Origin of the sequence: Sphingomonas hengshuiensis, from assembly GCF_000935025.1 — a bacterium.
In the GTDB taxonomy this organism is placed as follows: domain Bacteria; phylum Pseudomonadota; class Alphaproteobacteria; order Sphingomonadales; family Sphingomonadaceae; genus Sphingomonas; species Sphingomonas hengshuiensis.
In genome coordinates, this window is the sequence record NZ_CP010836.1 from 1,284,662 (window position 1) to 1,299,180 (window position 14,519).

Annotated in this window: 12 protein-coding genes; 10 read left to right on the forward strand and 2 right to left on the reverse strand. The window is 67.4% G+C overall.

Annotated features, from left to right (window positions below):
- Positions 1-24: 24 nt before the first annotated feature.
- The 10 genes from TS85_RS05640 to TS85_RS05685 all read left to right on the forward strand — a co-directional run bounded on the left by TS85_RS05640 (position 25) and on the right by TS85_RS05685 (position 11,898).
- Positions 25-1,635: a GMC family oxidoreductase gene (locus TS85_RS05640; protein WP_044330918.1), complete on the forward strand. Its 1,611-nt coding sequence runs from the start codon at positions 25-27 to the stop codon at positions 1,633-1,635.
- Positions 1,632-3,272, forward strand: a complete 1,641-nt coding sequence (locus tag TS85_RS05645; RefSeq protein WP_044330919.1) for a GMC family oxidoreductase — start codon at positions 1,632-1,634, stop codon at positions 3,270-3,272. Before TS85_RS05640 ends, TS85_RS05645 begins: the two co-directional genes overlap by 4 nt.
- Positions 3,269-3,652, forward strand: coding sequence for a YybH family protein (locus TS85_RS05650; protein WP_044330921.1), 384 nt, complete (start codon positions 3,269-3,271; stop codon positions 3,650-3,652). The genes TS85_RS05645 and TS85_RS05650 overlap by 4 nt, the downstream gene beginning before the upstream one ends.
- Before the next feature lie 5 nt (positions 3,653-3,657).
- Complete coding sequence (locus TS85_RS05655) at positions 3,658-5,163, forward strand: aldehyde dehydrogenase family protein (protein ID WP_044335936.1); 1,506 nt, start codon at positions 3,658-3,660, stop codon at positions 5,161-5,163.
- A gap of 115 nt (positions 5,164-5,278) precedes the next feature.
- Positions 5,279-6,196, forward strand: a complete 918-nt coding sequence (locus TS85_RS24005) for a MarR family winged helix-turn-helix transcriptional regulator (RefSeq protein WP_162184702.1) — start codon at positions 5,279-5,281, stop codon at positions 6,194-6,196.
- A 272-nt stretch (positions 6,197-6,468) separates the two neighbouring features.
- Positions 6,469-7,929 (forward strand): aldehyde dehydrogenase family protein, encoded by a 1,461-nt coding sequence (locus tag TS85_RS05665; RefSeq protein WP_044330923.1) that lies wholly within the window; start codon positions 6,469-6,471, stop codon positions 7,927-7,929.
- Between the two features lie 28 nt (positions 7,930-7,957).
- Positions 7,958-8,467: a nuclear transport factor 2 family protein gene (locus TS85_RS05670; protein WP_044330925.1), complete on the forward strand. Its 510-nt coding sequence runs from the start codon at positions 7,958-7,960 to the stop codon at positions 8,465-8,467.
- Complete coding sequence (locus tag TS85_RS05675) at positions 8,464-9,558, forward strand: NAD(P)-dependent alcohol dehydrogenase (protein ID WP_044330928.1); 1,095 nt, start codon at positions 8,464-8,466, stop codon at positions 9,556-9,558. The genes TS85_RS05670 and TS85_RS05675 overlap by 4 nt, the downstream gene beginning before the upstream one ends.
- Positions 9,555-10,433 carry an alpha/beta hydrolase gene (locus tag TS85_RS05680; RefSeq protein ID WP_044330931.1) on the forward strand — a complete coding sequence of 293 codons (879 nt, stop codon included), beginning with the start codon at positions 9,555-9,557 and terminating at the stop codon, positions 10,431-10,433. Before TS85_RS05675 ends, TS85_RS05680 begins: the two co-directional genes overlap by 4 nt.
- Before the next feature lie 10 nt (positions 10,434-10,443).
- Positions 10,444-11,898, forward strand: coding sequence for a carotenoid oxygenase family protein (locus TS85_RS05685; protein ID WP_044330934.1), 1,455 nt, complete (start codon positions 10,444-10,446; stop codon positions 11,896-11,898).
- A gap of 53 nt (positions 11,899-11,951) precedes the next feature.
- Here TS85_RS05685 and TS85_RS05690 read toward each other — a convergent pair whose 3' ends face one another.
- Together TS85_RS05690 and TS85_RS05695 are read right to left on the reverse strand one after the other, a co-directional pair.
- A complete protein-coding gene (locus tag TS85_RS05690) occupies positions 11,952-13,367 on the reverse strand; it encodes an aldehyde dehydrogenase family protein (protein WP_044330937.1) in 1,416 nt (471 codons plus the stop codon).
- Between the two features lie 200 nt (positions 13,368-13,567).
- The gene (locus tag TS85_RS05695) at positions 13,568-14,485 is read right to left on the reverse strand and encodes a LysR family transcriptional regulator (protein ID WP_044330939.1); all 918 of its coding nucleotides are present in this window, start codon (positions 14,483-14,485) and stop codon (positions 13,568-13,570) included.
- Between the last annotated feature and the right edge of the window lie 34 nt (positions 14,486-14,519).

Below are 14,519 nucleotides of genomic sequence, written 5' to 3' on the forward strand. Positions count from 1 at the left end.
GCCCGTTGTTTCGGAGCCTGATGCGTGACGGATCGCTATGACTATATCATCGTCGGTGCCGGCTCGTCCGGGTGCGTGCTTGCCGATCGTTTGTCCGCCGATCCCGCGAACCGGGTGCTGCTGATCGAGGCGGGGGGCTCCGAAAAGGGGCACCTGACCGAGATGCCGCTGGCGTGGTTCCGCGCGATGCTGTCGCCCGCGATCGGCTGGGGCTATATGTCCGAGCCTGAGCCGTACGCCGATAACCGGCGTATCCCGGTGCCGCGCGGCAAGGTGATCGGCGGGTCGGGCTCCATCAACGGGATGATGTATTCGCGCGGCGCCCCCGCCGATTACGATCAATGGGCGCAGCTCGGCGCTAAGGGCTGGAGCTGGGCGGACGTGCTGCCCTATTTCCGCAAGTCGGAGGCCAATTGGCGCGGCGAGAGCGTGCATCATGGCGGCTCCGGCCCACTCACCGTCAATCGCAATGCGCCGCATCCGATCATCCATCCGGCGATCGTCGCGGCGGCGGGGCGGATGGGATTTGCCGAACTCGACGACTTCCATGGCGATACGCAGGAGGGGTTCAGCAGCGTCGACATCACCACGCATCGCGGGCGGCGGGGCAGCAGCGCCGCGCGCTTCCTGCGCCCCGCAATGGCGCGGCCCAACCTCACCGTCGTCGATCAGGCGCTGACGACGCGGGTGATCGTCGAGCAGGGTCGCGCAGTCGGCATCGCCTATGACCGCGAAGGCACATCGCATGTCGCGCATGCGGATCGCGAGGTGATCCTGTCGGCGGGGACGTTCAACACGCCGCAATTGCTGCTGCTCTCGGGCATCGGCCCGGCGGAGGCGCTTCGCGATCTCGGCATCGCGGTTGTCCACGACCTCCCCGGAGTCGGCCAGAACCTCCAGGATCACGCCTCGATCCGGGGGCTGTACGAAGCCTCGGGGCCGATCACCTTCGACCGCGAATTGCGCCTCGACAAAATGGCGATCGCGGCGGCGCGCTGGCACCTGCTGGGCACCGGGCCGCTGACGCAGATGCCGATCGGCGCGCAGGGCTTCGTGCGCACCCGCGAAGGGCTCGAGCGCCCCGACCTCCAGATGCTCGTCAGTTCGGTGGCAATGGACGCGCAGGTATGGATGCCCGGCTGGCGCAAGCGGCGCGGCGATTATCTCGCCGTCGCCAGCGTGCTCCTGCACCCGGAGAGTACCGGCAGCGTCACGCTGCGCTCGCCCGATCCGCGCGACAAACCCGCGATCCGCTTCAACCTGCTCGCGACCGAGGGCGATCGCGCGGCCTTTCGCCGCATCGTGCGCTTCGTCCGCACGCTGTTCGCTCAGCCCGAGGCGGCGGCGCTGGTCAAGGCGGAGGTCCAGCCCGGCGGCGCGGTACAGACCGATGCCGAGGTCGATGCATTCGTGCGCCAGGTCATCGGCACGGCGATGCACCCGACCAGCACCTGCGCGATCGGCCCGGTGGTCGATCCCCAATTGCGTGTCCATGGCATCGCGGGGCTGCGCATCGCCGATTGCTCGGTGATGCCGGCGATCGTCGGCGGCAATACCAATGCCCCCGCGATCATGATCGCGGAAAAGGCCGCCGACATGATCCTGGGCAAGATGCCGCTGGTGCGCGCCGCATGAGCTGGGATTATGTCATCGTCGGCGCAGGCTCGGCGGGATGCGTGCTGGCCGCGCGGCTGAGCGCCGATCCCGCGAACCGCGTGCTGCTGCTGGAGGCAGGGGGCACGCACCGCAAATTCCTGCTGACGATGCCGCTGGGGTTCATGCGCGCGTTGATGCAGCCGCGCTATCGCTGGAGCTTCTGGTCGGAACCCGAGCCGCATCTGAACGGGCGGCGCATCTTCTTGCCGCGCGGGCGGGTGCTGGGCGGGTCGTCGTCGATCAATGGCCTGTTCTTCATGCGCGGGCACAGCCTCGATTTCGACACATGGCGGCAAATGGGTTGCGAGGGCTGGGGCTTCTCGGACGTGCTGCCCTATTTCAAGCGGATGGAGACGAGCTGGCACGGCGCCGGGCCCTGGCATGGCGGCGACGGCCCGATCTCGGTGGTGCCGGTCGCCACGCGCGGACGGCTGCATCGCGAGCTGATGGATACGGCGGTGGCGATGGGCCTGCCCACGACAGCCGATCTCCACGCCGAGGCCGAGGAGGGCTTCGCGCGCGGCGAGCTGACCATCGACGCACAGGGCCGCCGCGCCAGCACGGCGCGCGCCTATCTCGACCCCGCGCTAAAGCGCCCGAACCTCACCGTGATCACGGGCGCCGAGGCCAATCGCGTGGTCTTCGAGGGGCGCCGTGCGGTTGGCGTCGAGTATCTGCGCGACGGGCAAGTTGAAACCGCCCGTGCCGAGCGCGAGGTCATCCTGTCGGGCGGCGCCTATAACTCGCCGCAGCTGCTGATGCTGTCGGGCGTCGGCCCCGCCGACCAACTGGCCGAACACGGCATTCAGCCGGTGCATGTGCTCGAAGGCGTCGGTCGCAATCTTTCCGAACATCCCCGGGTGCCGGTGCATTTCCGGCTTAAGCAGCCGATCAGCTTCCTGAACGAGCTGCGCGCCGATCGCGCGGTGCGGTCGGTCGCGCGCTGGTGGCTGACGGGGAAGGGCGCCTTTGCCAGCCAGGTCAACAGCTGCAACATCATCCTGCGGACGCGACCCGAACTGGCGCAGCCCGACGTCCAGCTCTGGGCGAACCCGATCCGCATGGACGCGCATCTATGGTTTCCCGGCATCAAGCCCCGGCAGGAGGATCGGATCACCGCCGACGTGATCCTGCTGCATCCCAACAGCCGGGGGCGGTTGACGCTCAAATCCGCAGATCCGCGTGCGCATCCCGCGATCCTGCTCAACAATTTCGCCGAACCCGCCGATTTGCGCACCGCGCGCGACGGCATCCGGCTGGCGCGGCGCATCTATCGCAGCGGGCCGCAGGGCGCGATCACCGGCGACGAGCTGCTGCCCGGGGAGGATCGCCAGAGCGATGACGCGCTCGACGCGCATATCCGCGACCACGCCCAGGTTACCCAGCATCCGGTGGGCACCTGCGCGATGGGCAATCACCCGATGAGCGTGGTCGATCCGCAGCTGCGCGTCCACGGGATCGAGGGGCTGCGCGTCGTCGACGCCTCGATCATGCCGACGGTGCCAGGCGGCAATACCAACGCGCCCACGATCATGGTCGCGGAAAAGGCGAGCGACATGATCCTCGGCCTGGCCCCGCTGCCCCGCGAAGACCCGCGCGAAAGGAACGCCGCATGACCAAGGAAGAGTGGGCCGAAAACTATATCGGCGCGTTCAATCGCGGCGATTTCGACGCCTTCACGGCCTTTTATGCCGAGGATGTCGTGCTGCAACTGGGGCAGAAGAAGACGCTCGTAGGCAAGCAGGCGATCCGCGATTTCTACACCGGCGTGTTCGCGAAGGTGCGCGAGACGCTGACGATCGAGAAGATCGTGCTCGACGAAACTGGGCTGGCGGCGATCGTCAGCACCGAGTTTCACGGGCTCGCCGACTGGCCCGACTTCATCGCCGGTCCGCTGGTGAAGGGCCAGTCGATCTTCATCGAGAGCATCGTCGTCTACGACATCGGGCCGGACGGCAAATTCACCGCAATACGCAGCGCAAGATCAAAGGGTTGATCGACATGAATGCACCTTATTCCAGCGAGACGCTCGCCTCCCTGCGCGACGACCATGCCGCACGTCCCCGGCGGCTGTTCATCGGCGGTGCGTTCGTCGAGGCCGCGTCGGGCGAGACGTTCGACGTCGTCGACCCCGCGACCGGCCAGGTCTTCGCGCACGCCGCATCGGGCACCAGCGAGGACGTCGATCGCGCGGTAAAGGCCGCGCGCGCAGCGTTCGAAGGCTGGGCCGCCACGCCCCCCGCCCAGCGCGCGCGCCTGCTCCACGCGCTTGCCGACCGGATCGAGGCGGCGGGCGAACGCATCGCGCTCACCGAAACCCTCGACAACGGAATGCCCTTCATGATGGCCAAGTTCGCCGGGGTGTTCGGCGCGGCGGAGGCGCTGCGCTATAATGCCGGCTGGGCGACCAAGCTCACCGGCGAGACGATGCAGATCTCGTGGCCGGGCGAGTGGCAGGCGATGAGCCTGCGCGAGCCGGTGGGGGTAGTCGGCGCGATCGTGCCCTGGAACTTCCCGTTCGTGATGGCGGTGAGCAAGATCGCAGCGGCGCTCGCCGCCGGGTGCACCGTCGTGCTCAAGCCCGCCGAACAGACCCCGCTCAGCGCCGCGCTGCTCGGCGAACTGATCGCCGATGCGGGCTTCCCCGCCGGGGTGGTCAATATCGTCACCGGTTTTGGCGAGACCGCCGGCGCAGCGCTCGCCGCGCATCCCGGCGTCGACAAGATCAGCTTCACCGGATCGACATCGGTCGGCAAGGCGATCGTGCACGCGTCGACCGGCAACCTCAAGCGCGTGACGCTCGAACTCGGCGGCAAGTCGCCGACGCTGATCTTCGCCGATGCCGATCTGCAAAAGGCGATTCCCGCCGCAGCGATGGGCATTTTCGGCAATGCCGGACAGGTCTGCGCCGCCGGATCGCGGCTGTATGTGCATGAGCGCGTCTATGACGAAGTGATCGCGGGCATTTCCGCACGCGCCCGCACGCTGCGGGTGGGGGCCGGGCTCACGCCGGGAACCGAGATGGGGCCGCTGGTCAGCCAGGTCCAGCTCGACCGCGTCCTGGGCTATGTCGAAAGCGGTCGCGCGGACGGCGCGAGCGTCGATGTCGGCGGCGCGCGGATCACCGAGGGTGATCATGGCCATGGCTATTTCGTCCAGCCGACGGTGCTGTCGGGGACGGTATCGGGGATGAAGGTCGTCGAGGAAGAGATTTTCGGCCCGGTGCTGTGCGCGATGCGGTTCGGCGACGACGATGTCGAGGCGATCGCGGCGTCGGCCAATGCGACCGACTATGGGCTGTCCTCGGCGGTGTGGACCCGCGATATCTCGATCGCGCTGAAGCTTGCGCGGCGGCTCAAGGCGGGGACGGTGCGGATCAATGGCGGCGGCGGGGTCGATCCCGCGATGCCGCTGGGCGGGTACAAGCAATCGGGCTGGGGCCGCGAGAATGGGCGCGCCGGGGTCGAGGCTTATACCGAGCTGAAGTCGGTGACGATCGGTCTGTAGCGGCGCGCGGCGCGGGTTGGATTTCCAGCCCGCGACCGTTTAGGCTGTGCCGATGCACGCGCCTATCGCCACTGAAGAGATTGCAACGACCTCTGCCGAAAGCGATTCGGCGATCATGGCCGTGTTGTTCCGCAAGCCGGGCTTCCTGCTCGCGCGCATCGACCAGATCGCGACCGCGCTCTACGCCCGCCGTCAGCCGATGACGACGCTGGCGCAAAGCGAGTTGCTCCTGCTGCTGGGGCAGCACGGCGCCATGCCGCAAATCACGCTCGCCCGCGCCGCCGGGATGGACAAGTCGACCGTGGGGCTCGTGCTCGACAATCTCGAAGCGCGGGGATGGATCGCGCGGGCGACTTGCGCTGAGGATCGTCGCCGCGCCCAAGTGTCGCTGACTGCCGAGGGAACTGCCGCACTCGCCGGGATGGCCGCCGATTTCGCGGAGTTGCAGCGCGATTTGCTCGCGCCGCTCACGGCCGAAGATCGCGACCGGCTGCTCGACATCCTCGCCGGACTGAAGGCAAACCCGCGCAGCCCGGCGCCCCCGCTTGCGCAGCCCGCCGGCGCGCAGGATGCCCCCAGCTTCCTCTTCCGGCGCGCATTGCAGCATCTTCAGGCGGCGTTCGCTGCCCTGAGCCCTGATACCCGCGCGTCGCTGCGTCAGTTCGCGCTGCTCTACGTGCTCAGCCGAAGGGACGCGATCACCCAGACCGGCTTCGCCCGGCTCTACGGCCTCGATCCATCGACCTGCGCGGTCATCCTCCGCGCGCTCGCTAAACAGGGCTGGGTATCGGCGCATCGCTCCGCCGCCGATGGCCGCGAGCGGCTGTATCGCCTGACCGACGCGGGCCGCGATGCGCTCGCCGAACAACAAGTGCGCGCCGATCGATCGCAGCGCGCGGCGTTCCCGGACCTGGGCGGTGGCGATCTGCGGCTGTTGATTGGGCTGCTCCGGCGGATCGTCGCGGCGCATAGCCACCATCTGCGATTCCCGGGGACGATACCTACAGACCTGGTCCGCAGACCCGCCCGGTGATGCGGAGTGCCGCAAAAAGCAGAACAGATTGTCATCTTGACGAAAGTCAGGATCCATTCGGTGCTCGCTCCGCGTTTTCTCTTCCAGCGGAGCGGCTGAATGGATCGCAGCCTGCGCTGGGATAACGGGGTTCAAGTTCGCCCCGCTGCCATAAGCGATAGTCCGGTTGGTATCACCGAAAACCCGGAGATTGACTCCTCAACCCCGCAATATACAATGACGTCGGACGGTTTATCCAAAGACCGCAAGACGCATTAGGAGGGATTCGCAGCATGGCTGACAGCGACGCACGCCATCTGTCGGTGCGCAACCCGCGCACCGGGGCGATCGACTTCCAACTGGCCGTGACACCGCCCGCATCGGTGGCGGAAAAGGCGCGATGCCTGCGCGCGAACCAGCCCGGCTGGGCGGCGCTGGGCCTCGATGGACGGATCGCGGTGATGCGGCGCTGGCTCGGCGAAGTCGCCCGGCGCGCCGACGCCATCGCCGCTGCGGACGCCGAGGATACCGGCGGATGCCACACGTCGTATCTCCAGGGCTTCATCACCATGGGCAATATCGGCGGATGGATCGAGGATGCCGCCGCCGCACTCGATCGCGCCGCGTTCGCCGGGCCGTCGCGCGCGATGCCGCAGGTCGAGGTGCGCACGCAACTGGTCGCCTATCCGCTGGTCGGGGTCATCAGCCCGTGGAACGCGCCGATGATGCTCGCGCTGCTTGATGCGGTGCCGGCGCTGTTCGCGGGATCGGCAGTGCTGCTCAAGCCGTCCGAAATCACCCCGCGCTTCATCGAACCCCTGTTCGAGAGCGTCCGCGCCGTGCCCGAACTCGCCGCCGTGTTCGACACCGCGATGGGCGATGCCGAAACCGGGCAGGCGGTGATCGCCGCGAGCGATCTGGTCTGCTTCACCGGCAGCGTGCCGACGGGCCGCAAGATCGCCATCGCCTGTGCCGAGCGCCTCATTCCCTGTTTCCTCGAACTCGGAGGCAAGGACCCGGCGATCGTGACCGCAGCCGCCGACCTCGAACGCGCAGCGACCGCGGTGCTGCGCGGCGCGGTCCACGCCACGGGACAGGTCTGCTTCTCGATCGAGCGCGTCTATGTCGACCACAGCATCCATGACGCCTTTGTCGCGCGGCTGGTGGAGAAGGCGGGGGAGGTGCGGCTCAACGCCGACGATCCGCGCGCCGGCCATCTCCACCCCTTCACCTTCGCCCCACAGGCGGCGATCGTCGCCGCGCATCTGGCCGATGCGGTCGCAAAGGGCGCGACGATCCTGACCGGCGGCGACGTCGAGGAGATTGGCGGCGGGCTCTATATGCGGCCGACGATCGTCACCGGGGTAACCCACGATATGCGCCTGATGCGCGAAGAGACGTTCGGCCCGATCGTGCCGGTCATGGCCTATCAGGAGATCGACCAGGCCGTCGCGCTGGCGAACGACACCGATTTCGGCCTGACCGCTTCGGTGATCGCGGGCAGCGCGGAGGAGGCGATGGCGATCGGCGAGCGCGTCAACGCCGGTTCGGTGTTCCTCCAGGATACATTCCTCACCTTCGCGAAGAACCGCACTATCGGCACCAACAGCTTCGGTTTTTCGGGGCTGGGCGGGTCGCGCACCGGCCCCGAATCGATCCTGCGCTTCGTCCGGCGAAAGGCGCTGCTGACGCAGCACGGCCCGGTCGCCGACATTCGCAACGACCATCATCTGGGCAAGCCCGGCGCGCATTGAGCGTCGGCGGCCCCTGACGGAGACGATTATGGCCTGGCAATTGACCGCACTCGACCGACTGGAAATCCAGGAGACCTATTCGCGCTACGCCTGGGGCATCGACCTTGCCGATGAGGCGATGGTGCTGTCGGCCTTCACCCAGGACGGCTGGTTCGACCATCTGTGGCAGGGGCGCGTGCAGGGGCACGAGGCCATCATAGCCAACCTCCGCTCGCTTTGGAACGACCGCCAGCATTGGTGGTACGGGCGCCAGCATCTGATGAACACGCTCATCATGGAGCCGCGCGAGGAGGAAGGCGAAGTCGATGTTCGCTGCTTCTTCCAGATCATCCAGTATAATGTCGATTATAACAACAACTTCGTCTTCGGCATCGGCACCCGCCGCGATCACGTCACCAAGAAGGAAGGCGTGTGGCGCTTCCAGTCCCTGTGGGTCAACGCCTGGACCGCCGCCGATCAGGTGCCGTGGCAGGGCGAGATGGTGATGAAGGTCAAGCCGCGAAACAATCCCGCGCCGTATAACGAGAAGCTGGCATGAGGATTTCGGCAGCCGTCAGCCGGCCCGGCACCCCCGCACCGACGATCGAGGACGTCGAACTCGCAGAGCCGCGCGCAGGCGAGATGCGCGTCCGGATCGTCGCAGTGGGTGTGTGCCACACCGATGTCCACGAACATCCCGGTCGCCTCGCGCCGCACCCGATCGTGCTGGGCCACGAAGGCGCGGGCGTGGTCGAGGCATTGGGGGAGGGCGTGCGCGGCTTTGCGGTCGGCGACCCTGTCGTGTTGAGCGGCACGTCGTGTGGCGAATGCCCGTCGTGCCTGAACAACCGGCCCACCTATTGCGATCTGGCGATGCCGCTGACCTTTGGCGGCAAACGGCTGGACGGGTCCACGTCGCTGTCGGCGAAGGGCGAGCCGCTGCATTCGCACTTCTTCGGCCAATCGTCGTTCGCAAGCCACGCGATCGTGCCCGAGCGCACCGCGATAAAGGTCCCCAGCGACGTGCCGCTCGAACTGCTCGGGCCGCTCGCCTGCGGGGTGATCACCGGCGCCGGTTCGGTGATCGAGGCGCTGCGGGTGGGGTTTGGCGACAGCATCGCCATCTTCGGCGTCGGCGGGGTCGGGCTTTCCGCGGTGATGGCGGCGCGGCTGGTAGGGGCGGAGCGGATCATCGCAGTCGATCGCGAAGCATCGCGGCTCGATCTCGCGCGCGAACTCGGCGCGACCGATACGCTGCTCGCGGGGGAGGATGTGGTGGCACAGGTCCGCGCGATCACCGGGCGCGGGGTGCGCTACTCGCTCAACACCACCAACGCGCCGTCGGTGCACAGCCAGGCGCTCGACTGCCTGGCGATGAACGGCACCGCCGCGTTCGTATCGGCGCCGATGGGGCAATGGGCGCCCGCGATGTTCCCGATGCTGGCGGGCGGGCGGCAATTGCGCGGCATATTGGGCGGCGACGCCAACCCGCGCATCTTCCTGCCCCGGCTGATCGAATATTGGCGGCAGGGGCGCTTTCCGTTCGAGCGCATGATCCAGACCTATCGCTTCGACGAGATCGCCCGCGCGTTCGACGATGTCGAGCATGGCCGCACGATCAAGCCCGTCCTGCTGGTGAGCGAAGCATGAGCCCCGATTTGCGAGAGCGCATCGCGGCGCTGGGCACCGAACTGAGCCTGCCGATGATGCAGGCGACGCAGGCGCTGTTCGCCGAACGCCATGGCGGGTTCGATCCCGCAGTCGAGGTGACGCAGGACGTCGCCTATGGCGCGCACCCGCGCCACCGGATCGACCTGTTCCGCCGACCCGGTGCCGATCGGGCGCCGATCCTGCTCTATGTCCATGGCGGCGGGTTCGTGCAGGGGGACAAGCGTTCGCCGCTCGGGCTGCCCTTTTACCAGAATGTCGGCGATTTCGCCGCGCGCCACGGCCTGCTCGGCGTGACGATGACGTACCGGCTGGCGCCCGACGCGCGCTGGCCCGCCGGGCCGGAGGATGTGGCGGCGGCAATCGCCTGGCTGCGCGAGAACTCGGCGGAATATGGCGGCGATCCCGATCGCCTCTTCCTCGCCGGGTCCTCGGCGGGGGCGGTGCATGTCGCCAGCTATGTCGCGCATTCGCGCTTCCATGTCGCGCCGGGCGGCGGGGTTGCCGGGGCGATCCTTTTGTCGTGCGTGTTCGATTGCGCAAGCGCGGACGCCAATGCGTTTCACCGGGCCTATTATGGCGACGATCCTGCCGCCTATGCCGAAGCGTCGACCCGCGCCGGGCTGATCGCGAGTGCAGTGCCGCTGCTCGCCACGGTGGCGGAGTTCGACGTCGCCGACTTCCAGCACCAGGCCGCGCAGTTCGTCGCCGAGTGGCACGCGGCGAAGGGCAGCTTCGCGCCGATGCTGCGGCTTGCCGGCCACAATCATCTGTCGCCCGCGCTGTCGCTGGGATCGAGCGAAGACGCAGTCGGGCGCGCGCTGCTGGACTTTATCGCCGCGCATGCGCGGACCTGAGGAGAGAGACATGGAACCGCTGCGCTTTCCGGAAAACGAGCTGTTCAAGGGCTGGGGCGAGCCGATGCGCACCGAGAGCGCGATCGAGGGGCTCGAGATCGTGCAGGGGGCCATCCCCGAGGGGCTGGAGGGCACGCTGTATCGCAACGGCGCCGACTGGCAATATCCGTCGAAGCGCAATGACGACATCTTCATCGATGGCGAGGGCATGATGCACATGTTCCGCTTCGAACAGGGGCATGTCAGCTATCGCAGCCGCTGGGTGCACACCGAACGCTATAAGCTCCAGCAGCGCGCGAAGCGCCAGCTTTTCGGCCGCTATCGCAATCGCTATACCAACGATCCTGCTGCGGGTGACACGCATATGGGCACCGCGAACACCACCGCGATGTTCCATGCCGGGCACCTTTATGCGCTCAAGGAGGATGACCATCCTTACGAGGTGAACCCCGACACGTTGGAGACGATCGGCCGCACCGACCTGAACGGCCAGATCAGCGCGACCAGCTTCACCGCGCATCCCAAGGTCGATCCGATCACCAACGAGCTGCTCGCCTTCTCGTACCAGGCACGCGGCGACGGATCGAAGGACATCGTGTTCTATCTGTTCGACGAGACCGGCGCGAAGAAGAACGAAATCTGGTTCGAGATGCCCTATGCCGCGTGCGTCCATGATTTCGCGATCACCGACGAATGGATCGTCTTCCCGTTCTTCCCGCTGATCCACGACGATGCCCATGCGCGCGAAGGCGGCACTTTCTATCGCTGGTATCCCGATCAGGAGACGCATGTCGCGCTGGTGCCGCGCTATGGCACCGCCGCCGACATCCGCTGGTTCAAGGGGCCGGCGACGAGCGCAGGCCATATGCTAAACGCGCATCGCGAGGGGAGCCGGGTATTCCTCGATGTCGTGCTGTACGAGGGCAATTGCTTCCCCTTCTTTCCCACTCCGACGGGTGAGCATGTGCCGGGGGTGCCGCCGTTCCTCACGCGGCTGACGCTCGACCTGGAGCGCAACGACGGCGGCTTCGACAAGCAGCGGTTGCTCAACACCCCGTGCGAGATGCCGCGTACCGACGATCGCTATCAGGGGCGCACCTATCGCCACGGCTATGTGATCGCCGCGCGGTCGCAGGACGGGTCGAGCGCGACGGGGCATCTCGACCTCGCAACCGGCGCATTCGAAACCTGGTCGCCGGGGCCGGGCGACAGCGTGCAGGAATGCCAGTTCGTGCCGCGCAGCCCCGACAGCGCCGAGGGCGATGGCTGGCTGCTCGTGCCGGTCGCGCGCGTCGCGCAGGGGCGCAGCGATCTCGTGGTGCTCGACGCGCTAAATCTGGCGGCGGGGCCGGTCGCGACGATCAAGCTGCCGGTGCGGGTGCGATCGACCTTCCATGGCTGCTGGGTGCCGGCAGAGGCGCAGCGGACGGGCCGCTATGACTATGCGCTGCACGCCGGGACCTAGGGCGGGCTCCGCGCCGGGCCCCGCAATGGAGGCCCGGCGCGGCGAAGACTAAGTCAGGCGTCTTCCAGCGCCACGGCGTTGATGATGTGCGCCTGGGTATATTCGTGGAGCCCGGCCTCGCCGAGTTCGCCGCCCAGGCCCGATTGCTTGGCGCCGCGGAACGGGATCGTCGCGTCGATCGCGAGCACCTGGTTGACCCAGACCGTGCCGGTGTCGATCCGCCGCGCGACATCGGTGGCGCGCGCCAGGTCCTTGCCCCACACTGACCCGCCCAACCCATAGTCGGACGCGTTCGCGCGCGCGATGACGTCGTCGATGTCCTGATAGGAGAGCACCGGCAGCACCGGCCCGAACTGCTCTTCGCGCACCAGCGGCGCTTCGTCGTCGAGGTCGCGGACGATCGTGGGCGGGATGAAGTAGCCGGGCCGGTCGAGTGCCTCGCCGCCGGAGAGGATGGTGCCGCGCTCGCGGGCATCGTCGAGCAGCGCCTTGACCTTGTCGAACTGCATCTTGTTCTGGATCGGGCCGATCGTCGTGCCCTGCCTTGCGCCGTCATCGACGATCGCCGCCTTGGCGAGCGTGGCCAGTTCGTCGCAAAAATCGTCGTACAGTGCCGCGGGGACATAGGCACGCTTGATCGCGACGCAGATCTGGCCGGCATTGGCCATCGCGCCGCCATAGACCTTGCGCGCAACCTGGCGCGGATCGACGTCGTCGAGGACGATCGCGGCGTCGTTGCCGCCAAGCTCGAGCGTGACGCGCTTCACCCCGTCCGCCGCCGTCGCCATCACCTTCTTGCCGGTCGCAGTCGATCCGGTGAACGCGACCTTGGCGACATCGGGGTGCCCCGCCAGCTTTGCGCCCAGCTCGTTCTGGTCGCAGATCGTGTTGACTACGCCGGCGGGAAGCACCTCGGCGCAAATCTCGCCGAACAACAGGGTCGTGAGCGGCGTCGTAGGCGCCGGCTTGAGCACCATCGTGTTGCCCGTGACCAGCGCCGGCCCAAGCTTGTTCATCACCAGGATCACCGGGAAGTTCCAGGGCGTGATCGCCGCCACGACGCCCAGCGGGGTGCGATGTTCGGTCACCACATTGCCGCCGGCCTCGCGCAGCGTGCGGGGCGCGATCCGCATCGCGGCGAAGGCGCGTAGCGTGAACACGGAGCCCATGATCTCATACATCGCCTGATCGAGCGGCTTGCCCTGTTCGCTCGTGAGCAGGCTGGCGAACTCCGCCGCACGCGCCTCGAGCCGATCGGCCAGCGTCGCAACCAGCGCGGCGCGCTGATCGATCGGTGTCGCGGCCCAGCCCGGAAACGCGCGCTTCGCCGCGGCGACCGCTGCATCGAGCATCGATTCGTCGGCCTTGGGACAGCGTGCAAAGGGTTCGGCAGTGGCCGGATTGAGTACGTCGAAGCTGCTCGACCCGTCGAGCAATTGTCCGTCGATCAGCATCCTGAAAGCGTGCATATCTGGTTTCCTCTCCTGTCCCGCCAGGCGACCTTTGGCCGCGCGCAGGCGTCTCCGACGATACATAGTCGCTTGCCGAATTGTTTGCCAAGGATACAATTCGGCAAGCGATTGCCGCGGGGGGACAGCGATCGCAGCCGACGCCCAAATGCCGGCGCAGGCGGGCGAACCGCTTTCGTCCGCAATCCGGGAACGATGCGTCAGGCGTCAGGCGGCAACCAGCCGCGCGTGCCGGATGCGATTTCGCGATCGACGCGCTCGGTCACGACCTGCAGGACCAGGTCGATGTCGCTGGCGGGCACCTCTGCACGCGCACTGAAGGAAATGGTGCGGACGAGCGAGGGGCCGACGATCGTCGCGCATCGCAGGCGTCCGGCAGCGATTTCGTCGGCGAACAGCCCGCGCGACAGCACGGAACAGCAACCGCTCTGCTCGAGCAGGTCCGGCGTGATCCCGGCCGGCTCCACCTCGGCCACGACATCGAGGGCGGAGGCATAGGGCCGGTACAACTCCTCGACGAGGAGGCGATTGCTGGGATCGAGGATCAGCCGGTAATTGCCCAGCGCGCGAACCGGCATCGGCGCGCCTCCCTCAGGTAACAGCGCGGACGGCCCGACGAGGCAGAACGCCTCCTGATATAGCGGCACGATCCGTACGGCCTTCGGCGCCGGAAGGTAGCAGATGACCAGATCGAGCTTGTCCTCGCCGAACTGCTGGAGCGCGGTGGCGGTCATCACGCTGCGGATCGCCAGTTCGAGGTCGTGCTGGCCGGCGCAGGCCGCCATGATTTGCGGTCCAAACGCACGCGCCGCGGCGGGAGTCGCGCCGAGAATCAGCTTGCGCCCGCGCCCACTTACGGGCTTGCGCAGCGCCTGCTCGGCGTCGGCGACCTGCTGCAGGATCGTCCGCGCATAGGGCAGGAACAGCGCGCCCGCATCGGTCAGCCGCGCTCCGCGCGCGTGCCGTGCGAGTAGCTGCGCATCGAGATGCGCTTCGAGCTTGCGGATCTGCTGGCCGAGCGCGGGCTGCGACAGATGCAGTTTGCCCGCTGCGGCAATGAAGCTGCCCTCTTGTGCGATCGCCGAAAAGGCGCGCAGCCAGCGAAGATCGAGGGACATGTCAGCTATAACACCAGCTTTTAGCTCCGAAAAC